The sequence below is a fragment of the Legionella sp. km535 genome, from assembly GCF_003990085.1.
Taxonomy (GTDB): domain Bacteria; phylum Pseudomonadota; class Gammaproteobacteria; order Legionellales; family Legionellaceae; genus Legionella; species Legionella moravica.
In genome coordinates, this window is the sequence record NZ_RZGU01000006.1 from 99,843 (window position 1) to 121,025 (window position 21,183).

Consider the following 21,183-nt stretch of genomic DNA (forward strand, 5'->3'; position numbering starts at 1 on the left):
GCCTTCGTTATTTATTGAGTCACGAATTGGGCTTGGGAGATTGCGTCTAGCGTCCGAGATGACGTGTGTCGGATTTAATGAAAAGAAACAAAATATGTTATAAACCCATTAATTTATAGCTCCGGTAGTTCATACACTCACTCGGACTAAATACACTATACAATACAGAGTTTATTTATGAGTATTATTTCGCTTCATGGGGCCACACTGATTGTTGCTGGCAATAGAATATTGGATCAGGCTGATTTACAAATTCAGCCCCAGGACAGGATTGCCCTGGTTGGACGTAATGGTGCAGGAAAGTCGACCTTGTTAAAATTATTACAAGGAGATTTGGTTCTTGATAGTGGGCAGATGCAACAGCTTTCAGGGGTGCGAATAGCCGGTTTAATTCAGGAGGTTCCTGTTACAGGGAACGAATCTGTTTATCATTTTCTTGTAAAAAGCCTGGGAGAAGTGGGGGAGGTATTAACTCGTTTTCATGAGCTGTCTCAGCAAAACGATATGGATAAACTGGCGGCAATTCAGCAACAAATGGATAATTTAAATGCTTGGGATTTGCTGCCTAAGATTGAAACTATGGCTACCCGTTTGGGGATTGCGATTAATGAACAGATGGTCAGTTTGTCTGGTGGTATGAAACGTCGTGTTTTATTAGGGGCTGCGCTTTTAGCCACTCCAGATGTCCTTTTGCTGGATGAACCAACAAACCATTTGGATATTGAAGCAATTGAATGGCTTGAGTCGTACTTAAAAACATTTAATGGCAGTGTTGTCGTGGTCACTCACGATAGAGAATTTTTGAGCCAGGTAGCGAATCGAATCGTTGAAATTGATAGAGGAAAGCTCTATTTTCATGAGTGCGATTATGAAACCTATCTGGACAGGCGTGAGACCATCAGATTAAGCGAACAAAAGCAAAACGATTTATTTGATAAAAAGCTGGCTGAGGAAGAGGCCTGGATACGCACGGGAATTAAAGCCAGGCGAACGCGAAACGAAGGCAGGGTTCGCGCTTTGAAAGCGTTAAGGGATGAGTATAAAGCCCGTCGCAATCAATTAGGCTCGGTTAAATCGCTCACTTTGGACGTAACTCGTTCTGGTTCTGTAGTGATTGAAGCGAATCATGTACATTATTCGATTGGCAATAAACACTTATTAAAGGATTTTTCTTTATTGCTTACACGCGGCGATAAACTTGGGATCATTGGTCCCAATGGATGCGGTAAGACAACTTTGGTTCGCTTGTTACTGGGTGAAATTCAACCTGATTCGGGAACTATAAAGCAGGGCACTTCACTGAATGTTGCCTATTTTGATCAGTTGCGCCGTCATCTTTTGGAAGATCAAACCGTGATGTTCAACGTGGGCGATGGCGCTGATTACGTCACAATTAATGGCAAGCAAAAACATGTAGCCAGCTATTTGAAGGATTTCCTATTCTCTCCAGAGCGCTTCAACCAACCTGTATCTTCTTTGTCTGGAGGGGAGCGAAATAGATTATTACTCGCTAAACTGTTTGCTAAGCCAGTTAATCTTCTGGTAATGGATGAACCCACTAATGATTTGGATATAGAAACTCTTGAGCTATTGGAACAAATGCTGATGGAATATCCTGGAACATTAATCTTGATCAGTCATGACCGGGCTTTTATTAATCAGGTAGTAACCAGCGTTTTGGTTTATGAAGAAGAGGGTAAGTTTAGTGAGTTTGTTGGTGGATATGATGATTATAAGACGTATAAAAAACAGCAGCGTGACGTTGCAGTAAAAACGCCGACTATAAAACGAACGAATGTCACAAATAAATTAAGTTTCAATGAGCAGCGAGAATTGTCAAAATTACCCCAGCAGATAGAAGTTCTGGAGAAAAAAATTGAGGCTTTGCATCAACAGATGGCTACAGCAGATTTTTATCAGCAAGATGCACAAACTATAGCCGACGTTACTAAAAAGCTGGCGAGTGAAGAGGAGTTATTATCAAGGTACTTTGCTCGGTGGGAAGAACTGGAGGCGCGGCAATAAAGAGGGGTACACAGGTTAAAACCCTCGGGGAATTTGGCAGGATTTTTTGCTTGATAAGATTATGGCTTATTGATTGTGTAAGAAGTTCTATCATTCTATTGTGTTCGTTGTTGATGAGACAAAGAATGATTGGTAGCCGGTATTTGGATGACGCCCTGTAGTTTTGTTGCAATTAGATCTAAATTTGAGGAATAAAAATGTTATTAACTTTAGCTTTGGTTGTTTTTGCTGGTGCCATAATGATTTTATTTTCTCAGGAGTTTATCAGAACGTTTAAAAAAATATTCGCTATTAAGGGAGCTAAATTATTTCTTCCATTGATTATAGGTTCATGGTTGGTTCTCAATTTTGATTATTTGTGCTTATGGGGCATCTATTATTATCGGGAAGTATTAAATTCGATTGTGGATTTTTTAGCGGGATTCATTCCTTTTCCCTCCATCGGGCGCCCTGTCGTTTTAATTATCGTATTGACAGCAATTTCGGTTGTTCCTGTCGTGTTGCTCGATGTGTATCTCGTAAAGAAAACATTTAAGCGGTATGAATATCCTTATTTAACCAGTACGTTGATATGGATTGTTACAGCCACTATGTTTCTTGTGGTTAGTTAAAATCATGCATTAGGCTAAACGTCAAATGATATTCGGTTAAACAGGTTCTCTTGGAATTCTTCAACAAAGCCCGCTGTAGATGACAAAAAAACAGTCATGCCCACGCAGCCATGACTGCGTACAGGACAAAAAAAACGGTCTTGCCCGCGCGGGCATGACTGCGTTCAGGACAAAAGATCTGTCTTGCCCGCATAGGCGGGCAACCATTTTTTTTGTCTTGTACAGAGAACAAACCCAGGAAAAATGGTTTAATTCGTACAGAACAGTGTATAATTCCAACACTTTATTTTCAGGTTGTATTATGAATAAGCACGACTTTTATTTTGATTTGCCAGAAGAGCTGATCGCTCAATATCCCTTACCCCAAAGGAGTGATTCAAGATTATTAACTTACAGTCGTGAGACAGGTGAGTATGGGCATTATCAATTTAGAGATATCGCAGATTTTTTAAATCCAGGCGATTTATTGGTTATGAATAACAGTAAAGTGATCCCTGCGCGACTTTACGGTCATAAATTAACTGGAGGGAAAGTGGAGTTACTCGTTGAACGAATCACTGGCCCTAATACCTTTCTGGCTCATATTAAAACCAGCAAAGCATTGAAAGCTGGAGGCATCATTCAGCTTGAGCAGGGAAATCAATTGGAAGTATTGGATAGAAAGGATGATTTATTTATCTGTAAATCCAATTGCGAGACATTGGATCTTTTAAATACGCAGGGACATATTCCGTTACCACCTTACATTTCTCGTAATGATGAATCATTGGACGAAGAACGGTATCAGACCATTTATGCTAAATATGAAGGCTCTGTTGCTGCACCAACTGCAGGGCTGCATTTCGATGATGCAGTCATTTCCAGTTTGCAATCACGAGGGGTGAACATTGCCTATGTCACGTTGCATGTTGGCGCAGGAACATTCAGACCCGTTCGTTGTGATAATATAAAAGAACATAAAATGCATAGTGAGCAATATACTCTAACGCCGGAATTATGTGATGAAGTTAAGGCGACAAAAGCAGCCGGGAACAGAGTGATCGCTGTAGGCACAACCACGCTTCGCAGTTTGGAAAGTGCAGCCAGAGAGGGGGAGTTAACTCCTTGCACCAGAGATACGGATATATTTATATATCCTGGATATGAATTTAAGATCTGTGATGGTTTAATGACGAATTTTCACCTACCAGAATCTACATTACTCATGTTGGTGTCTGCATTTATAGGCCATCAACAGGCGATGGATCTTTATCAGGAAGCAATCAATAAAAGGTATCGATTTTTTAGTTACGGCGATACAAGTCTATTAGTCTAGTTGGAGGATAGGGGATGTCAGGCAAAGTGAATCATTATGTACCAGTGGTTACAACAGAAGCGGGTTCCTGCCTGACCTCGGCCAATTGGCAAGAGGCAAAGGCAACAGCAGTTGCATGCTATCTGGATGATTTATTATTAAAACCTGGGGTTAATCTTTTAAAAAAAATTGATAGTCTGGCTGGATATCTGGGTTGGCCTGGTACCGTAATTTTAAATGCATCCCGCCTTTCGGCTAATAAGGAGGGTGTATTTGTATTGGTTTCTCCTTTTGATGGAGCCAGAATAAAAATTAATTATGCCGAACTGTTTGAACTCGTAAACGCATTAAAGCCCGATGTATTCCTAATGCCTGAACAAGCGTTAAACGATGCTCCTGATTTGTGGGAAACATTGAATGATTCTATTCTTCCGTTCATTCCAGTTACTGATTTGATCAATCAGGGTTGCCAAAAAAGACATGGAGTCTATTTTAAGTATGAACAAGAGGATCACCAATCCCTTATCGAATTGATGTCCAAATGGTCTCATCTGCCACGGTACCTAAGTGGTACCCTGGATTTGAATTTAATACACAATCTTTGTGACGCCGGGATTGATTACATAGAGTCTGATGAACCGGCACATGCTGCCTATCAGGGCAGAGTCTATTCTGGTGCTGAAACGGTAGACTTAACCAATTCGTCCACTGAGTTGCAGTTTGATGTTATCGATCCTGATTGCCAATGCCCGACATGTTCCCAACGACTAACCAAGGCATATTTGCACCATCTTTATCTTCATACCCCTCTGTTGTGTCAGCGATTCTTAATTCAACATAATGTCTTCCAGGCACAATGTTCAACTTGAAAATAAACGGAAATTGATTCCTTTCATTTACCTTAGGTGCAATTCGCTATATGATGTCACGCTGTTGAACAATAGACTTTAATACAACAGTCAGTAGATCTCTTATCGGAGTTTCAACAACTTTGGTGAATAAAGTTTAGGGTCTGTTGACAAGCGCTCTATAATCACTACGGGCCTTGGATAATCCAGGGTATGCAGCTGTTTATGGGTAATTGAACAATCGAATGGTCAATAAATCTTATTGCAATAAATTAATGGTATATTTGAGGAGATTTTATGAGTTTTTTTATTAGTGATGCATTAGCCGCAGCCACAACTACTGCACCCGCTGCACAAAATGATGGAACATTTTCGCTAATTATGATCGCTGCAATCTTTGTATTGTTTTATTTTATGTTAATCAGACCACAAAATAAAAAAGCGAAAGAACACCGTGAATTAATCAGTCGCTTGAAAAAAGGCGATGAGATCATTACTACGGGAGGTATGTTAGCCAAAGTGGTTAGTTTGGATGAGCAGTACATCAAAATCAGCCCTGCTGAAGGTATTGAGATTAACATGCAAAAAGGCGCAGTAAGTACCGTATTGCCAAAAGGCACTTTAAAATCTCTTTAAGTTTGTCATAGGGACACGCAAATGCAAAATAAATACCCTCTATGGAAAAATCTGATGCTGATTCTTATTGTGGTCATCGGATTTATTTATGCCATACCTAATTTATACACTGAGCATCCTGTCGTTCAGATTTCAGCTGAGGACGCTGATGATAAAGAAGCTTTAAAAGCCAAGGTAGAAGAAGCATTGAAGGCAGCCAAGGTTGATTACACTTCTCTTATTATTGAAAATCAGGGCGTTGAAGTGGGTTTTTCTTCAACTGATGCGCAATTATTGGCTCAGGATGTCATCAAAAATGCACTGGGAAATAAGTATACAGTGGCATTAAACCTGGCATCAACTACCCCACAGTGGATGGCAACAATACATGCTGATCCAATGAAACAAGGTCTTGATCTTCGAGGCGGGGTTCATTTTCTTCTTGAAGTCGATGTGGAAAGTGTGATCAGTCGTCGCTATGAAGGTATTATGAAGAATATTGGCCAGGAACTGAGAGAAATTGGTGTTCGGTATTCGGGTATTCGTTATGTCCCTGACAAAGGAATTGATTTGCGCTTCCGTGATTCAGAATCCATGGAAAATGCATTGGCTGAACTCAAACAAAAAATACCGGAAGTGGTCTTCATCAAGAGCAAGGTTAAAAATGGAGTCCTGGCTTCAATTTCTCCTGCCGAGTTAAACAGCATTAGACAGAATACTATAGAACAAACAATGAGTATTCTGCGAAACAGGGTTAATGAGTTAGGTGTGGGTGAAGCGGTTGTTCAACAACAAGGTGCGACCCGCGTTGCTGTTGATTTACCCGGTATTCAGGATGCGGCCAGAGCCAAACAGATTCTGGGCGGCACCGCGACCTTACAATTTTATCTGGTTGATCAAGATAATGATCCTCAGATTGCCAAACAAACAGGAGTAGTGCCTGTTAGTGATAAATTGTATTCGATGGATGGACATCCCATACTCTTGAAACGTCAGGTTGTATTGAGCGGTGACTCGATTACCTCCGCGGTATCCAGTTTCGATCAGCAAACAGCAACTCCTGCGGTTCAAATTCAATTAGGCGGGGGTGGTGAAAGTCTATTTACTAAAGTGACTCGTGAGAATATTGGAAAACGTATGGCAATCGTGTACGTTGAAACCAAAAATACCATACAAAATGTTAATGGCGTTGAAACACGAGTGACACATCGAGAAGAGCGGGTCATTAGTGCTCCTGTGATTCAGAATGCTTTAGGAAGTAATTTTCAGATTACAGGACTTACTGACAGTAAAGAAGCCAGCAATTTGGCTCTGTTACTGAGGGCCGGGGCATTACCTGCTGCTATTTATCCTATTGAAGAGCGTACAGTTGGCCCCACTTTAGGTAAAGAAAATATTCGTCGCGGAATCATTTCTTTGGAAGTTGGGATGGGGTTAATTTTAGTGTTGATGCTGGTCTACTACCGCTTGTTCGGATTGATCGCTAACTTCGCTTTATTACTTAACCTGGTACTTCTTAGCGCGTTATTATCAATCATTGACGCAACGTTGACTCTGCCGGGAATTGCAGGGATCGTTTTGACAGTGGGTATGGCCGTAGATGCGAACGTATTGATTTACGAGCGTATTCGCGAGGAGTTGCGTTTAGGATTATCTCCTCAAGCTGCAATTCATGCAGGATATGAGCGTGCTTTTTCTACCATTCTTGATGCGAATGTGACTACCCTGATAGTCGCCATCATTTTGTTTGCGGTAGGTACTGGTCCAGTTCGTGGGTTTGCTGTGACTTTGTCCTTAGGTTTATTAACTTCAATGTTGACAGCCATTACGTATACCCGGGCAATAGTCAATTGGTATTATGGCGGTCGTACCGTTAAAAAATTATCTATAGGCATATAAGGCGAGGCTCAGATGGAATTTTTTAATCCAAATTCAAAAGTGGACTTTATGGGAGCACGCCGCTGGACGGCGCTGTTCTCTATATTAATTTTCGTTGTTTCTATTGGAGCCCTGTTAGTGAATGGGTTGAAATGGGGACTTGATTTTACCGGCGGAACACAAATAGAAGTCACCTACACCACTGCCGCAGATTTGCCCTTAATCAGGGAGAATCTGGCTAAAATTGGCTTTAAAGAAGCCCAGGTTGTAAGTTATGGTACCTCTAAAGACGTACTGATCAGTATTGCCCCACGTGCTGATAAAGAACCAGCTCGTCTTGTCGATGAGGTCATGTCTGCTTTACCCGGTGCTACCAAGCAGCGAGTTGATTTTGTAGGGCCTCAAGTAGGCCAGGAGCTTGCAACAAAAGGAGCCTTGGCTATTATTGTTTCCTTATTAGCTACCATGATCTACATTGCCATGCGTTTTGAATACCGACTCGCTGTAAGTTCTGCAGTCGCTCTGATTCATGATCCGGTATTAATCCTTGGTATCTTTGCATTATTTGGTATTGAATTTGATCTTAAAGCATTGGCTGGATTGCTCGCTGTGATTGGCTACTCTTTGAATGATACCATCGTTGTTTTTGACCGGGTTCGCGAGAATTTTGTTAAAATTCGTCGTACCAGTCCTGTTGATATCATGAACATCTCGATAAATCAGACTTTATCCAGAACCATTATGACGTCCATGTTAACTTTATTTGTTGTCGTGGCGTTGTTTGTTTATGGTGGTGAGACTATTCATGGTTTCTCTTTAGCCCTAATTATTGGAATTGTTATTGGTACTTATTCATCAATTTATGTGGCTGGAGCTCTGGCGGTCGCTATGGGATTGGATAGAAAAGACTTTTTACCCAGTCAGCGTAAAGATCTGGATGATCGTCCTTAAGTGATGAGTAGAGTAGATTGTCTTGTTTGAGTACTTAAATAAGACAATCTACTGTTTATAAAAATCAAGGTGGGCTAATGGATATAATCCAGGCTACTTTGGTGAAGAAAGGTTATTCCTCAAGTAATTTGTCAATTTTAGCAGCACATATAAAATCATTATGAGTTAACCCATTCAGTGCATGCGTCATAAAACTCACTCGGCAGTAATTGTATCCAACTTCAAGATCAGGATGGTGATTTTCAACATTGGCTGTCCATGCTATTGCGTTCACGAAGGCCATAGTTTCATAAAAATTATTGAATGAAAATGAGCGCTTGATTATTTTGTTGTCTGATATGACTTCCCATTGTTTATTAAGCTGCGGCATTAAGTTTTTAATTTGCTCTGCTGTTAATGCTGCACCTATGCCTTCACAGGATTCACAGTGTTTGCTGCTTAAATCACTTGTCATTTTTTTTCCTTTAATTATAGATAATAGTTATTCAGGGCGGCTAGAAACCGAGAATTTTGCTCTTTGGTTCCTATAGTGACCCTTATATAATTGTTCATTTTATAGGCATGAAGCGGTCTTACAATAATACCATTATTCAGTAGATAATTATAAAGCCCTAGGCCATCTTCTTTGCAATCAAAGGTAAGAAAATTACATAAAGAAGGTAAATAATTGAGGTGTAACCGTTCAAAACCATCTTGCATCTGAATCATTCCCTCGTTATTGGTCTGGATGCTTTTTTGAATAAACTCCTCATCATCTAAAGCTGCTTGGGCGGCTGTCAGCGCTGCCTGGTTTACAGTAAAAGGCAATTGAACTCGGCGCAGGATGGAAATAATATCGGGATTTGCAATGGCATAACCCAAACGCAATCCAGCCATTCCGTAGATTTTTGAAAATGTGCGGGTAATTACTAAATTCGGATGTTTTTTCAACCAATCAATACTGTTGCAACTCATCACCCGAGCAGCGTATTCATAATAGGCTTCATCAAGAACCAACAAGGTAGAAGCGGGGATCTGTTCTAGTAAATAGTTGATTTCTTCCTGGCTGGTTAATAACCCCGTTGGATTATTGGGGTTGGCTAAAAAAATCAAAGCCGTTTGATCGGTGCAGGCATTGATAAGATTCTCGCAATTGATTTGCCAATTGTCTTTGACAGGGACACTATGGACAGGAATGTTTAAGGTATTGGCCTGAATGGCATAGGTACTGAACGCGTAATCATGAGTCAGAATATGTTTGTTTGTGTGCAACGCAAAACTATTCAATAAGATGCTGACTATGAAATCAGAGCCATTACTAAGAAATAATTGATCAGTACTTATACCCAGTTGAGTTGCCAGCCTTGGCATTAATGGGTGATTGATTGGTGAGGGATACGTCGCAATGATCTGAGAGGGCATAGTTCGTAATGCAATTAATGCTTGAGGACTGCAACCGAGTGGATTTTCATTCGAGGCTAACTTGATTATATCGCTAATCCCTTTTTCGCGAGCCAACTCCTCTATGGACTTTCCCGGTTTATAGGGAACTAGAGAGCGTATTCCTGGATGGGGTAGTTGTTGAAAATCAATGGCCATAAAGAGTTCCTTTCCAAAAAATTGAATTTCATCTTACCTAAGCCAGCCCTTGCTGTCACGAATGAATTTACTTTAGTCAATTCTTGAACGAGGCTCTCATTTTAAGCGTAGGTAGTGCCATTAGGCCAGGGCCCGACCTGCGCGTACTTTTTTAACACACGCCTTCAGGCATCAATCCTCGCTTTTGTGTGTATGAAGATTCATTATTGTTGCATTTTAAATAAGAGGGCGTTAATCTTGCGCCGGCATCCAACCTCAGGAAGAAGTATCATGAAGCATCTTAGGGGCTTTTCCCTTATTGAAGTGCTGGTTTCTTTAATGCTGGTGACTACTATTGCACTGGCCTTATTACAACAGCATTGGAACATTCGTCAATTCATCAACCAATTAATAGCCCATGCAGAGGCATTACAGATTATTGATTGTGTGACGGAATCACTCTACGGTCAAATGAATAAAATACCCTCAGTGCCATCTCCCTATCTTCTTAATGTTCGAAATGAAACAGACTATTTGATTGTGCGCGTTGAATGGTTCAATCGCTCAGAATCCATAAACCGAAAAGTAAGAAAAAGAGGTGTGGCCTAATGAACAGACAAACTGGTTTCAGTTTATCTGAGCTGCTAATCAGTCTTTTTTTGGCCAGTATCATTTTAACGACCCTGATTCACATGTATTTAATGACTAAACGTCAGTATTTGGAGTATCAAAAAGTTCTTGAGGAGCGTTTTGAGTTGCAGTGGGTCTCTGATTTGTTAACTGACAGCATTAGAAGAGCCGGATTTACTCCATGTCTGGGTATAGAGCAATTAAAGACAGCCGACAGGCGCAAGATAGGTGAAACTCTTTGGGGTATTAAAAGTGAAAATAATTCGAGATCCTTTATCCGCATTAATCGAATGAGTGATGTATTTTCTGAACGTGCTTCATTCTTAAGTCCGACAGAGTTGATTGTTCATTCCTCTGTCGTATTCAATGAGCGTCGACCATTAGTTATTGCGGATTGTACCCACGCTGAAGTACATCAGATTTTAAAAGTCGAACAGCGAGAAGGAGGGCAGCATATTACTTTAGTCAAACCCAGGAGGTTCAATTACAAACAGCCTCTGTACGCAGGTGAATGGCTCGAAGAACAATGGTTCATTAAATCGAATCCACAACATATTAATACCCTGCATTATCAGTTGGCACAGTCCGAGGAGCTATCCCCGCTTATTCATTCACTTCGGACTACCCAGCAAAAAATCCGTGGCAAAAACGTTCTTAAGGTAACCATGGGGCTAGAACACGATAAGACGCATGAGTTCATCGTTGTGGTTCGCGGAACATGAGGGGGCGTTGTGATGGGTTTATTTTTTTGATGACGCTGTGTACGCTCCTGGTTATCAGTTTGTTGATTCTTACCAACATGCAGCATGTACTTTTATACAGTAAAGCCTTAAACCGACAGGAATATCAGCATCAGAACTTTTATCAGATGGAAGATATTCTGATGCGGTTGACGGAAATTCAAACGCAACATATCGATAAGAATTGTTTTATTTCTGAGAAAGGTGCAAATCAGGTGATTGGGAAATTAGTGCGTGATGATGGCTGTTTGGTGGATGGAGACACGTTACGATACAGGTATTTGATTGAAGACTTGGGGGAATTTCCTTGTCTGGTTGTAAAGAAAGAAGGGGAGTTGCGTTCAACTCATCATATTCGAATCACATTATTGCAGCGCTCTAACGAGCACAATTCTGCCATATCTGTTTTACAGGTCAGGGATATAAAGGCTATTGCCTCTGAATCATGTCAGGGGGAGGCGCATCGAGTCTCTGCGGGTATCAGCAGTTGGCGCTATATCCCCGACGTGCAATACCAGTAGGATCAGTGTTCGTCCCTGGCCATTATGCCTCTGGATTCGCTTGAGTATGTAGTGGCAAGGTTGTATTGTTATAAATATAAATAATAAAAAGGTTTCATGGATGCGTTTATTCAATGTTTCCGAATTTAAATATTGGCCACAAATCAGTGTGGCTTTATTATTGATGGTCGGATACGGCTGCTATCGATATTTTGCCTATTATGATACTCGTTCCAACGATTCATACGTTTCTGCAAATTTAGTCAATATGGCTTCTTTAGTTGCGGGTCCCGTGACTCGACTATACGTCAGAGAAAATCAGACCGTTAAGAAGGGGGATAAACTCATTGAGATAGATCCCCTTCCCTATATTTATGCCGTCGAGCAAGCAAAAGCCAAATTGAATATAGCCAAATTAAATTATGAAAACGACAAGTTAGCTGTAATCAAGGCAGAACAAAAATTAAAGCAAAGCAGAATCATGTTGAATTTAACTCAGGATCACTATAAACGTTATCGACCATTAGAATCGAAGGGGGATGTTCCTGAAATTACTCTTATTAATCTGATGGATAAAATGAAGGAACAGGAAGCGGCGATTGCCGAAGCAGAACAAGAGTTAAAAATTGCGCAAACGAATTTGGATGACAATCAGATTTTAGCGGCACAGGCAGAGCTGGATCAGGCTATTTACTTAAGAAATCACACCACGCTCATTGCGCCTGAAGACGGATACATTACCAATTTTAATTTGCGTATTGGTCAATACATCACCGTGGGTGAAGGTTTGTTCGCTTTAATTGAAACAAAACAATGGTGGGTAGAAACACGCTACCGGGAAACTGTAATTCGTATGATTAAGCCCGGGGATAAAGCTGAAATCATGATTGATATGTATCCCGGTAAAGTCTTTCATGGTCATGTAAACAGTATCGGTTGGGGGATTAATCGTGTAGCCCAGGGGAATGTTGCCAATTCAACTTTGGTTTATATGAAGGCCACTGAAGATTGGATCCGAATTGCTCAGCGCTTTCCTGTACGCATCTATATCGATGATCTGACCGATGACTATCCCATGCGAATAGGGGCCAGCGCAACAACAATAACCTATAGGTGAACGGGTGTTCTTTTGGCCTCAGAGCGTTGAAAATCGGGCTGCTTTAAGAACTGCCATAGCAGCATTGGTTGCTATTTTGATTTCTTTTAAATTTCATTTGGAGACTCCGTATTGGTCAGGAATGACCGTTGTTATTGTCTCCAATTTGTATACAGGCAGTATTATCGATAAAGCAACGATGCGTATTCTTGGCACTATTGCCGGTGCATTTCTTGGGTATTTTATTGCAGGGCTTGTTGTAAACAGTTTTCTTTTGTATTTGGTGTGTTGCTTTCTGGTTATTGCGGTCAGTGTCTATTTTTTTAATTACAGCAAACACGGTTATGCTTATTTGTTAGGTGCTTTATGTATTTTTATTGTTATTTCACAGCTTGCATTAAATCCTCAAAATGCTTTTTTTGTAGCAATCTGGCGACCTGTTGAAATAGGAATAGGGGTTTTTGTCGCAGCTGTAAATGCTTATGCTGTTTTTCCCAATCATATCAAAGACAATATGGTGGTACAGGTCCATGATATTTTTGATGAGTTTTTAGCTGAATTTAAAGCATTGCATCAATTGTTAATTCATCCCGATGTCAATTCTTCTGAACTGGCTGAGCGCAATTTAAACATTAAGAAAAAAATACGCACCGCGATTGAGTTGATCGGCGCATTAAATCAGGAAATTGGTGTTAAAAAAGAGCATGTGGATAGATTTAGAGCCTATATGGATACACTGTATGCCATGTCGCGCCAGTTTCAGTACCTCATTATACTTCAACCGCAAGTTACTGAGTTAAATTCATTAAAAAAATTGGATATCGATCCATTATTTGCTGCTATTGAGCATGATTTAATAGAATTTCAAACTAAATTTGACCTTCGTCAAACAGAGGCTATTGTGTTGCAAACAAGCGATGCCTTGGCTGATTTTGAACAAAGATTTAATAGGAGAAAAAATAATTTATCAGTAAAAAGTGATTTTATTTATTCTTTTATTAATTATGTGAAACAGCTCAATCAAAATTTCATTCTCATTAAATCACTATCCTCACCTGAACCTGTAGCAATTACTCCAAAATACAAAGTCATTAGCAAACAACAGCGCTTACGTTCGGATTATGACTTGATTAAACATTGCATTAAAGCAGGATTATCCGTTCTATTGGCTTTGGGATTTTGGTTTGTCAGCAATTGGCCTGGTGGATTAAATGGAATCATCTCCAGTTTGGTTATATCAATAAAAGGCAAAAATCTTTTTGATATGAAACACGTGAGTATTCATCGGTTTATGGGATGTTTTTTAGGTGGAGGAGTCGGGTTAATTTCATTAGCTGTATTTGAGATGAATTTGTATGAGTTGATTATTATCTTATTGTTTTTTGTCTGGGCGTTTAGCTATTTCATGTTCAAGATGACTGAATATTCATACATTGGTTTACAGGCCAATATTGCGTTAATCATTACACTAGCCCAACAGGGCGGTCCACCCATAGGACTTGATCCGCCGTTACAAAGACTTGCTGGAATTATAATCGGAATTACGGCAACCATTATTGTCGCCAATGTGTTGTGGCGTTCTGATGTTTGGACTATTTTAAAACGTTATATAGACAAATTGTATCGTTTTATTGCCTTCAATTTAGAACAAGTTATTCTGGTTACAGAGGATCAACGCTCACTTCATGATTTGGCTAATCTTTTTTGGCTGTCCAGGGGGTTAATCACGTCATTGAGCAATGAGCAATTAAGTCTTAAGAAACAAAACCTCTTAAGTGCTTTAACTCAGCGCTTTGAGTCTCTGGTTATTGTTCAGGCAACTATCAGTCATATATTGGTTACCATAGATTTGAAAAAGGCTCACGAAACCGCCTTATTGTTCGAGTTTGATCTGCTTTCTCATGAAAAAAAACTGATTGAGTCCTTTAATCTCCATGACAGTACAGCTGGTTTGAATTTAAGCCAGATTTTTGGTGACTTTGTAACAAACATTGATCATCACGCTGCTTTTGCAAGTACAAATGATGAATCCATTCGTAACTTATTAGCCTATGTGAATGCTTTGAAACAGGTGTCATTACACATTAATTGACTGCTATTTTTCAAGAAAATGACTTTGAAAAAAATTGAATAAAAACAATAAGGCCGAAAGCATATTTTATGCTGCTTGCAACCATCTTTTGTAAAATTAAGTTGCAATTTTCTCCATCACGTGTAAAATTTGAACTCTTATGAAATCAAAAATTATCTATTTCACAGTAGCCCTGGTACTCATGGGCATTGGTGTTTCGGTATGGTGGCTTGAGTCACCTAAACCCGCTTTTCGTCAGGTGAATTTTAATCAATTACCGGGTTGGGAAGCTGCCGAATTCAAAAAATCCTTGACGGCATTCCAGACGTCTTGTCGTGCGTTTATCAAACAGGATCCGGAACGCGTTGTTGGAACCAATCAAATTGATTTGCAAGCTAAGGATTGGCAACCAGCATGTCAAGCTGCGCTTAAACTCAATCCGGTTAGCGAAAAATCGGCAAAATTGTTTTTTCAGAAATGGTTTTCTCCAGTTGAGTTCTATGATGGAGAACCGGTAAAAGGTTTATTCACTGGTTATTATATGCCGTTGTTAAAAGGCAGTTACAAGAAATCTGATGAATTCAGTGTTCCTCTTTATGAATTGCCTTCTAATTTAATGACCATCGATTTGGGACTTTTTATCTCTCATATGAAAAACCGCAAACTGGTTGGACGTATCTCAGGTAATAAAATGGTACCGTTCTACACTCGCGAGGAAATCAACAAGGGCGCGATTAAGGACACCGCAAAAGTGTTGCTTTGGATTCAAAGTCCTATCGACCGATTATTCCTGGAAATTCAAGGTTCAGGGATAGTAGAGCTTGAAGACGGATCACGAGTTTTTGTTGGCTATGATGGGCAAAATGGCGCTCCTTATACTGCCATTGCTGGTGTTTTAATTAAAAAAGGCATCATGACAAAACATAATGCGTCGATGCAGGCAATCAAACGCTATTTGGAAGCCCATCCCAAAGAGATGGATAAGATCCTCAATAAAAATAAATCCTTTGTATTTTTTCGTAAGTTATCTTTGGACGGTGCCTTAGGCTCTCAGGGTGTTGCACTGACCCCGGGATATTCGCTTGCTATCGATAGAGAATGGATACCTATGGGAGCTCCTCTTTGGCTCAGTACTACAAGGCCTGACAGCAAGGATCCTAATGTGAATAAGCCCATGCAGCGATTAATGATTGCTCAGGATACCGGGGGCGCTATTCGTGGTAAGGTTCGAGGTGATGTATTTTGGGGGGGCGGTGAGAAAGCGACTTTAATTGCCGGTCACATGAAAAATGAAGGTCATTATTGGTTGCTCTTGCCACGTCATGCAGTTTCTCGAATAGAAAAACTGGCCTGAGTATTCCATACTTTTTACCCTCTTCCAAATTGAAACCGCGCCAAAGGCGCGGCCTTGAAAATTTATGGGGAATGATACTCAGACCCGTTTATTGTGATTTAGTCTCTTCATTGTTTTCCGTCTCAGCGGCAGGAGTAGCTGTTGGCTCATCATTAATCACTGGAGCAGTATTGCCTTTTAAAGCTTCTGCCAGTGTAATAAATTTATAACCATTACTTCGATACATTTCTATTATGTCTGCCAGGCACAAACTATTCAGCAAGTTCGCATGAATAAGTAGAATATGTTTTATCGGTTGGCCTTCTACTTTTTTTGCTTTCTTGTCCGCTCTTAACGTTTGGCTCCAGATAAAAGCCAGATATCGTTTTTTGAACGAATTGAGGCTTTGTGGTCTTTTTCTGTAAGGTATTCTATAGAATTGTGCATTAAATTCATAATCCTTGCTGTCTACAGTCACCGGAGCTATGGTGTATTGATGCTCAGCCAGCCACTCCTGAACTTTTTGTTTCTTTTCACCGGCTCCTTCAGCAAGGTAGGGGTAACGGAAGTATTTAGGCTCTGTCATAACCTGTGCAAGCTTGGTGTCTGCTCGTTCAATGTCTGCTATATATTTTTCTGCAGACATACCATTTAAACTTTTATGAGTATAGGTATGATTGCCTATGGTTAAGCCTTGATTACGAAACGTTTCTAATAATTCCCATTCATTTTTGGCCACAGCGCCGCCTATGGCAAAACCTGTAGCGGGTACCTGATTTTCCACCAATGTATTAACAATGGCCATAAATCGTTCTTGTGTTCTTTTTAAGTTTGCAGGGGTACTGGTGCCAGAGCCTACGAAGGGCAAATCATCAATTGTTATCGCAATTTCATGTTCTTCAGCAAAACATGAAGTATTGAGCAAAATAAAAAATGAAGCTATCCCTAGCCAGCGCATGTACATGGTTCCCCCCACTCGGAATTTCATATTCCATTGTTATTTTTTTAAGTTATTTTAACTATAGCTCAGGTTTTTGATTTGATCCTCTAATTAGAAAAAATAGTGTCTATTCAATGAACTTTAAGTAAAATGAGCACCGGTTCCTGATTAGGGAAATGAAACGAAGCAGGGGTTCTAAAATAAAGGAGTAAGATATGACTCAGGAAAAATACGAGCAAGAACTGTCGGATAGTAATTTACAGGGCAACAATCAATTAGGCGCTGATGTGTATGAAAGTGCCCGAAAACTGAATGTTCAGCTTGCTACCAGGGGGCCGGCTATTCTTTATGCGCTGGGTAAAGCAACTGATCATTTAACCAATAATAATATTGTGACCGCTGTAGGTGGAATGGTTGTTGGAGCTATAGGATTTTTTAGCAATCGATACTATAGAAATAAAGGGGATGATTCAGCTTATTCCTATATGGGACAGATAGTGGGAGGAGTACAGTTTACTGTCGGTTTCTTGCTACTGGCCGCAGAGGCATACGAAACCTACGCCAGCAGTGGTGATGCGAGTCCCTTTTTGGATGTTATTAAAATGTCCGGGGTCGCTTTGTCTTTAACTGAGGGTGCTTTGGTTCTGGTTAATTCTTATCTTTATGGGGATAGTGTCCCTAAAACTGCAGTGAACAAGCCAAAGTTGGGTTAGAGCATATTCAATAAATAAAAATTTCCAGGACTAACTGAATAAGGGATTGATCATGGCATATGTTTTACCCAAACCAGCATCGAATGTGTTTTTAGGTTCCGCGGTGCTTTATCTTATATTGGTATCATTCATTGGGTTTCCTCTTAATACGTTATTAAAACCGATTCCTATCGCGTGTTTAATCGTTGCTGTGTTACAACGTGACATGGTGTCATGGACCAAAATGGTGTTAATCGCTGCACTTGGGTTCTCGATGGCGGGTGATATTATATTGACCGTTCCTGTTGCAGTGCAGTTAGAGTTGGGTATTGGTTGTTTTTTATTGGCACATTGCTGTTATATCGCTCTGTTTTTAAAGTCTTTTAAATTCAATGCAGTGCATTTGGCGTACTTTGTTCCAGTTTTGTTGATTATGGGGATTATCGCCTGTTTGATGATTCCCTACCTGGGGGCCTTGTTAATTCCAGTGATGATTTATTTTTGTGTGTTAATGTGCATGGCTTTTAGTGCTTTTCAAGTCCAGAGCGATTGTTTAATCATAGGAAGCGGGGCATTATTTTTTTTGATGTCCGATTTAAGTCTTGCCCTTAATTTGTTTCTTTATCCGCAGGCAGATACACGGATATTTGTGATGTTTACCTATTACGTTGCTCAATTTTTGTTGACCTGGGGGATTGTAAGCAGTTACAGGCGAATATAGAGTTGCTTCAGTTGCCCCTCTTGCGTCAATCAAGCTACACTTGTTGTACCAGGGATAATAGGAATCGGATGGAATCATGGGAAAATTGAAAGGTGGTCAGCTTGTTGTGAAGTGTTTGGAAGCACAGGGCGTTGAATTTGTATTTGGTATTCCCGGGGCGAAAATTGATACCGTTTTTGATGCGCTTGAAGATTCTTCCATTCAATTGGTTTTGTGCCGACACGAGCAAAATGCAGCTTTTATGGCGCAGGCATATGGCCGTTTGACCGGAAAACCCGGAGTGGTTCTTGTTACTTCCGGCCCCGGTGTTTCTAACCTGGCTACTGGATTATTGACTGCTACTACTGAAGGCGATCCTATAGTTGCTATTGGAGGTAATGTTCCGCGCAGCATGGCTTTAAAAGAATCCCATCAAAATACGAATAACGTTGCGTTAATGGCTCCCGTCACTAAAACCAGCGTTGAGGTTTTAGTGCCACAAATGATTCCTGAGGTTTTTGCTAATGCATTTCGTTGTGCTACTGCACCCAAAAGAGGCGCCTGTTTTATCAGTTTACCCCAGGATGTATTAACCGAAATGGTTAATGTACCAGTAATTAAACCCTTGGCGGATATTCGTTATGGCATTGCGCATCAGCAGTCTTTACAAGCCGTAGCCGATACAGTAAATGCAGCACTATTCCCGGTTTTATTATTAGGACAAGAGGCAAGCCGACCAGAAAATACCCGAGCTATCCGTGCTTTATTAGAGAAGACCCATCTACCCACAGTGGGAACTTTTCAGGCTGCTGGTGTGGTTTCAAGGAGTTTGGTTTCCTGTTTTGCTGGAAGGGTCGGTCTGTTTTGCAATCAACCCGGTGATCAACTCTTGAATAAGGCTGATGTTGTCATTACTGTTGGGTTAAATATGGCAGAGTATGACCCTGAAACCTGGAATGTGGGAAAACAAAGAACCATCATTCATATTGATTATTTACCAGCAAAAATTCATGAAACCTATCAGCCGAAATATGAATTACTGGGTGATGTTGATGCGAATATTGCTGCTTTAACTGAGTTACTCAATGCATCTATGGTTCCTCAGAATGACAAACATGTGAAACCTTACCATGATATGCATCAAAAAATTATTCAAAGCGGTGAGCATTTATCTAAAGGGAATTTATTGCATCCCTTGCATTTTATTCACGAATTAAGAAATGCAATTGATGATGATGCCTATGTTGTTTGTGATATTGGTTCTGTTTACATATGGATGGCTCGTTACTTTTTGTCTTATGAACCGCATCATTTATTGTTTAGTAATGGCCAACAAACCCTGGGAGTGGGCTTGCCTTGGGCAATGGCTGTGAATTTCGTTCATCCGGATAAACAAATCGTTTCATTGTCTGGTGATGGGGGATTTTTATTTTCAGCTATGGAATTGGAAAATGCAGTACGGCACAAACAAAATTTTGTTCATTTTATCTGGCGTGATAATTGTTACAATATGGTGAAAGAACAGGAATTGATGAAATACAAACGTGGATCTGGTGTTGATTTTGGTACTGTAGATATAATTAATTTTGCCAAGGCGTTTGGAGCAACCGGTTATGAGTTAAAACATCCTTCTGATTTTAAATCATTGCTCCACGAAGCACTGGCACAAAAAGGACCGGTAATCGTCGATATTCCAATAGATTACTCGGATAATCCCAAGTTATTTGAAGCAGTAAGTAGTGGTGCTGGAAATTAGGTAGATTTTTAAAGAGACGTTATAAAAACAGGCTATGACCGCGGGATCCATGATGGCGGCATTGAAGTATAAGATCTCGCCGTCTTCGCCGCGGGATTTCGGCTGGGATTTATTCAACTAGAGCAACCGCTTGATGATGAGACATAGTTGATCCAATTTTTTAGCGCTGGTATCCTGGATTAACTATGTCTTGGTAAGAGGATGGTTATTTCTGTTTTTCAATCGCTTGCGTTGCACTGTGTAACTCTTCTGCACCAAGGGTTAATTGGCTAAACGCTTCGGATTCGATTAATGCGAGTTCAAAATTTTTAATCATGCATACTTTAATTGTTGCTGATTTAAATTTAAACCGAAATACATGGCCTCCTTTCATTTCGTCAGGATTTAAAAAATGCATGTGATGTCCCGGTATGTTTAATGTTGAGAAATATTCAGGAAAGCGAAATCCAGCAAAGATGCCTTTGATATGGTGGTATTTGAAATTGACTTGAATAGCGGGTAATGTATCCACTAATGGTTGATAAGGTTTGGGTTGACACGCCTCTGACCGGCAATCGATTTCATCCAACATGCACTCAAAGCGATAGGCATATATATAATTCAGAGAGGGGATCTTTTTATCAAATTCCTCGGAAAAATGATCGAAGCTTTCAATGTTGTTTAACTCAAAATGATCCGTTTCTTCAAAATCAACGACCCAGGCAAAGGGAGTTTTTTGATGTGGATCTACTGGTCGTGCTATCCCGTCTTCGACTATTCGATAAAATTGACCATCAAACCCGATTAATTCACCGTGCACTGCATCAAAAGTTCCAATTCCAAAATTTCCTTTTTCGGTCAATGACTTAAGAGTGCAGTCCCCATCATAAACTTTATCAATGAAGCCGCATAATGCACCAGTTTGAAACAGTTTATTATTGGAACACGCCATCGCCGATATCCTTTC

General features: G+C 40.2%; 20 protein-coding genes. 16 read left to right on the forward strand and 4 right to left on the reverse strand.

The features are described from left to right. Window positions 1-177: 177 nt before the first annotated feature. The 7 genes from ELY21_RS05230 (at window position 178) to secF (ending at window position 8,222) form a co-directional block, all read left to right on the forward strand. Window positions 178-2,025: an ATP-binding cassette domain-containing protein gene (locus ELY21_RS05230; protein ID WP_127107514.1), complete on the forward strand. Its 1,848-nt coding sequence runs from the start codon at window positions 178-180 to the stop codon at window positions 2,023-2,025. A 197-nt stretch (window positions 2,026-2,222) separates the two neighbouring features. Next, window positions 2,223-2,636 carry a hypothetical protein gene (locus ELY21_RS05235; RefSeq protein WP_028385299.1) on the forward strand — a complete coding sequence of 138 codons (414 nt, stop codon included), beginning with the start codon at window positions 2,223-2,225 and terminating at the stop codon, window positions 2,634-2,636. Window positions 2,637-2,937: 301 nt separating this feature from the next. Next, window positions 2,938-3,951, forward strand: coding sequence for a tRNA preQ1(34) S-adenosylmethionine ribosyltransferase-isomerase QueA (gene queA / locus ELY21_RS05240; protein WP_127107516.1), 1,014 nt, complete (start codon window positions 2,938-2,940; stop codon window positions 3,949-3,951). 14 nt (window positions 3,952-3,965) lie between these two features. Beyond that, complete coding sequence (locus tag ELY21_RS05245) at window positions 3,966-4,799, forward strand: queuine tRNA-ribosyltransferase (protein WP_127107518.1); 834 nt, start codon at window positions 3,966-3,968, stop codon at window positions 4,797-4,799. Between the two features lie 276 nt (window positions 4,800-5,075). Continuing rightward, window positions 5,076-5,414 (forward strand): preprotein translocase subunit YajC, encoded by a 339-nt coding sequence (gene yajC / locus ELY21_RS05250; protein ID WP_028385302.1) that lies wholly within the window; start codon window positions 5,076-5,078, stop codon window positions 5,412-5,414. A 21-nt stretch (window positions 5,415-5,435) separates the two neighbouring features. Continuing rightward, window positions 5,436-7,292, forward strand: coding sequence for a protein translocase subunit SecD (gene secD, locus ELY21_RS05255; RefSeq protein ID WP_127107520.1), 1,857 nt, complete (start codon window positions 5,436-5,438; stop codon window positions 7,290-7,292). 12 nt (window positions 7,293-7,304) lie between these two features. Further along, window positions 7,305-8,222, forward strand: coding sequence for a protein translocase subunit SecF (gene secF, locus ELY21_RS05260; protein ID WP_127107522.1), 918 nt, complete (start codon window positions 7,305-7,307; stop codon window positions 8,220-8,222). Between the two features lie 112 nt (window positions 8,223-8,334). Here the strand turns inward: secF and ELY21_RS05265 are convergent, their stop codons facing one another. Continuing rightward, window positions 8,335-8,676 (reverse strand): 4a-hydroxytetrahydrobiopterin dehydratase, encoded by a 342-nt coding sequence (locus ELY21_RS05265; protein ID WP_127107524.1) that lies wholly within the window; start codon window positions 8,674-8,676, stop codon window positions 8,335-8,337. A 14-nt stretch (window positions 8,677-8,690) separates the two neighbouring features. After that, window positions 8,691-9,800 carry a histidinol-phosphate transaminase gene (hisC, locus tag ELY21_RS05270; protein WP_127107526.1) on the reverse strand — a complete coding sequence of 370 codons (1,110 nt, stop codon included), beginning with the start codon at window positions 9,798-9,800 and terminating at the stop codon, window positions 8,691-8,693. 270 nt (window positions 9,801-10,070) lie between these two features. On the opposite strand from hisC, the gene ELY21_RS05275 reads away from it, so the two are divergent. The 6 genes from ELY21_RS05275 to ELY21_RS05300 all read left to right on the forward strand — a co-directional run bounded on the left by ELY21_RS05275 (window position 10,071) and on the right by ELY21_RS05300 (window position 16,170). Then, entirely contained in the window at window positions 10,071-10,388 is a 318-nt protein-coding gene (locus ELY21_RS05275; protein WP_158618515.1) for a prepilin-type N-terminal cleavage/methylation domain-containing protein, read from the forward strand. Then, the gene (locus ELY21_RS05280; RefSeq protein WP_127107530.1) at window positions 10,388-11,131 is read left to right on the forward strand and encodes a PilW family protein; all 744 of its coding nucleotides are present in this window, start codon (window positions 10,388-10,390) and stop codon (window positions 11,129-11,131) included. The genes ELY21_RS05275 and ELY21_RS05280 overlap by 1 nt, the downstream gene beginning before the upstream one ends. A 29-nt stretch (window positions 11,132-11,160) precedes the next feature. Further along, the gene (locus tag ELY21_RS05285; protein WP_127107532.1) at window positions 11,161-11,670 is read left to right on the forward strand and encodes a type II secretion system protein; all 510 of its coding nucleotides are present in this window, start codon (window positions 11,161-11,163) and stop codon (window positions 11,668-11,670) included. Window positions 11,671-11,770: 100 nt separating this feature from the next. Beyond that, window positions 11,771-12,766: an HlyD family secretion protein gene (locus ELY21_RS05290; RefSeq protein ID WP_028385310.1), complete on the forward strand. Its 996-nt coding sequence runs from the start codon at window positions 11,771-11,773 to the stop codon at window positions 12,764-12,766. Between the two features lie 4 nt (window positions 12,767-12,770). Continuing rightward, window positions 12,771-14,837: an FUSC family protein gene (locus tag ELY21_RS05295; protein WP_127107534.1), complete on the forward strand. Its 2,067-nt coding sequence runs from the start codon at window positions 12,771-12,773 to the stop codon at window positions 14,835-14,837. Between the two features lie 139 nt (window positions 14,838-14,976). Continuing rightward, on the forward strand, window positions 14,977-16,170 hold the full coding sequence (locus ELY21_RS05300) for a murein transglycosylase A (RefSeq protein ID WP_127107536.1): 1,194 nt from the start codon (window positions 14,977-14,979) through the stop codon (window positions 16,168-16,170). Between the two features lie 88 nt (window positions 16,171-16,258). On the opposite strand, the gene ELY21_RS05305 is transcribed toward ELY21_RS05300, so the two are convergent. After that, window positions 16,259-17,113, reverse strand: a complete 855-nt coding sequence (locus tag ELY21_RS05305; protein WP_127107624.1) for a polysaccharide deacetylase family protein — start codon at window positions 17,111-17,113, stop codon at window positions 16,259-16,261. Window positions 17,114-17,304: 191 nt separating this feature from the next. On the opposite strand from ELY21_RS05305, the gene ELY21_RS05310 reads away from it, so the two are divergent. The 3 genes from ELY21_RS05310 (at window position 17,305) to alsS (ending at window position 20,237) form a co-directional block, all read left to right on the forward strand. After that, complete coding sequence (locus ELY21_RS05310; protein ID WP_127107538.1) at window positions 17,305-17,802, forward strand: hypothetical protein; 498 nt, start codon at window positions 17,305-17,307, stop codon at window positions 17,800-17,802. A 52-nt stretch (window positions 17,803-17,854) separates the two neighbouring features. After that, window positions 17,855-18,502: a lysoplasmalogenase gene (locus ELY21_RS05315; RefSeq protein ID WP_127107540.1), complete on the forward strand. Its 648-nt coding sequence runs from the start codon at window positions 17,855-17,857 to the stop codon at window positions 18,500-18,502. A gap of 76 nt (window positions 18,503-18,578) precedes the next feature. Beyond that, a complete protein-coding gene (gene alsS / locus ELY21_RS05320; RefSeq protein ID WP_127107542.1) occupies window positions 18,579-20,237 on the forward strand; it encodes an acetolactate synthase AlsS in 1,659 nt (552 codons plus the stop codon). 205 nt (window positions 20,238-20,442) lie between these two features. Here alsS and budA read toward each other — a convergent pair whose 3' ends face one another. Then, window positions 20,443-21,168 (reverse strand): acetolactate decarboxylase, encoded by a 726-nt coding sequence (gene budA / locus ELY21_RS05325; protein ID WP_127107544.1) that lies wholly within the window; start codon window positions 21,166-21,168, stop codon window positions 20,443-20,445. Window positions 21,169-21,183 lie beyond the last annotated feature (15 nt).

Excerpts from the sequence above, each read along its gene's own strand:
- ELY21_RS05230 (WP_127107514.1), top strand. The coding sequence starts at position 178 with ATGAGTATTATTTCGCTTCATGGGGCCACACTGATTGTTGCTGGCAAT.
- ELY21_RS05235 (WP_028385299.1), top strand. The coding sequence starts at position 2,223 with ATGTTATTAACTTTAGCTTTGGTTGTTTTTGCTGGTGCCATAATGATT.
- queA (WP_127107516.1), top strand. The coding sequence starts at position 2,938 with ATGAATAAGCACGACTTTTATTTTGATTTGCCAGAAGAGCTGATCGCT.
- ELY21_RS05245 (WP_127107518.1), top strand. The coding sequence starts at position 3,966 with ATGTCAGGCAAAGTGAATCATTATGTACCAGTGGTTACAACAGAAGCG.
- yajC (WP_028385302.1), top strand. The coding sequence starts at position 5,076 with ATGAGTTTTTTTATTAGTGATGCATTAGCCGCAGCCACAACTACTGCA.
- secD (WP_127107520.1), top strand. The coding sequence starts at position 5,436 with ATGCAAAATAAATACCCTCTATGGAAAAATCTGATGCTGATTCTTATT.
- secF (WP_127107522.1), top strand. The coding sequence starts at position 7,305 with ATGGAATTTTTTAATCCAAATTCAAAAGTGGACTTTATGGGAGCACGC.
- ELY21_RS05265 (WP_127107524.1), bottom strand. The coding sequence starts at position 8,676 with ATGACAAGTGATTTAAGCAGCAAACACTGTGAATCCTGTGAAGGCATA.
- hisC (WP_127107526.1), bottom strand. The coding sequence starts at position 9,800 with ATGGCCATTGATTTTCAACAACTACCCCATCCAGGAATACGCTCTCTA.
- ELY21_RS05275 (WP_158618515.1), top strand. The coding sequence starts at position 10,071 with ATGAAGCATCTTAGGGGCTTTTCCCTTATTGAAGTGCTGGTTTCTTTA.
- ELY21_RS05280 (WP_127107530.1), top strand. The coding sequence starts at position 10,388 with ATGAACAGACAAACTGGTTTCAGTTTATCTGAGCTGCTAATCAGTCTT.
- ELY21_RS05285 (WP_127107532.1), top strand. The coding sequence starts at position 11,161 with ATGACGCTGTGTACGCTCCTGGTTATCAGTTTGTTGATTCTTACCAAC.
- ELY21_RS05290 (WP_028385310.1), top strand. The coding sequence starts at position 11,771 with ATGCGTTTATTCAATGTTTCCGAATTTAAATATTGGCCACAAATCAGT.
- ELY21_RS05300 (WP_127107536.1), top strand. The coding sequence starts at position 14,977 with ATGAAATCAAAAATTATCTATTTCACAGTAGCCCTGGTACTCATGGGC.
- ELY21_RS05305 (WP_127107624.1), bottom strand. The coding sequence starts at position 17,113 with ATGTACATGCGCTGGCTAGGGATAGCTTCATTTTTTATTTTGCTCAAT.
- ELY21_RS05310 (WP_127107538.1), top strand. The coding sequence starts at position 17,305 with ATGACTCAGGAAAAATACGAGCAAGAACTGTCGGATAGTAATTTACAG.
- ELY21_RS05315 (WP_127107540.1), top strand. The coding sequence starts at position 17,855 with ATGGCATATGTTTTACCCAAACCAGCATCGAATGTGTTTTTAGGTTCC.
- alsS (WP_127107542.1), top strand. The coding sequence starts at position 18,579 with ATGGGAAAATTGAAAGGTGGTCAGCTTGTTGTGAAGTGTTTGGAAGCA.
- budA (WP_127107544.1), bottom strand. The coding sequence starts at position 21,168 with ATGGCGTGTTCCAATAATAAACTGTTTCAAACTGGTGCATTATGCGGC.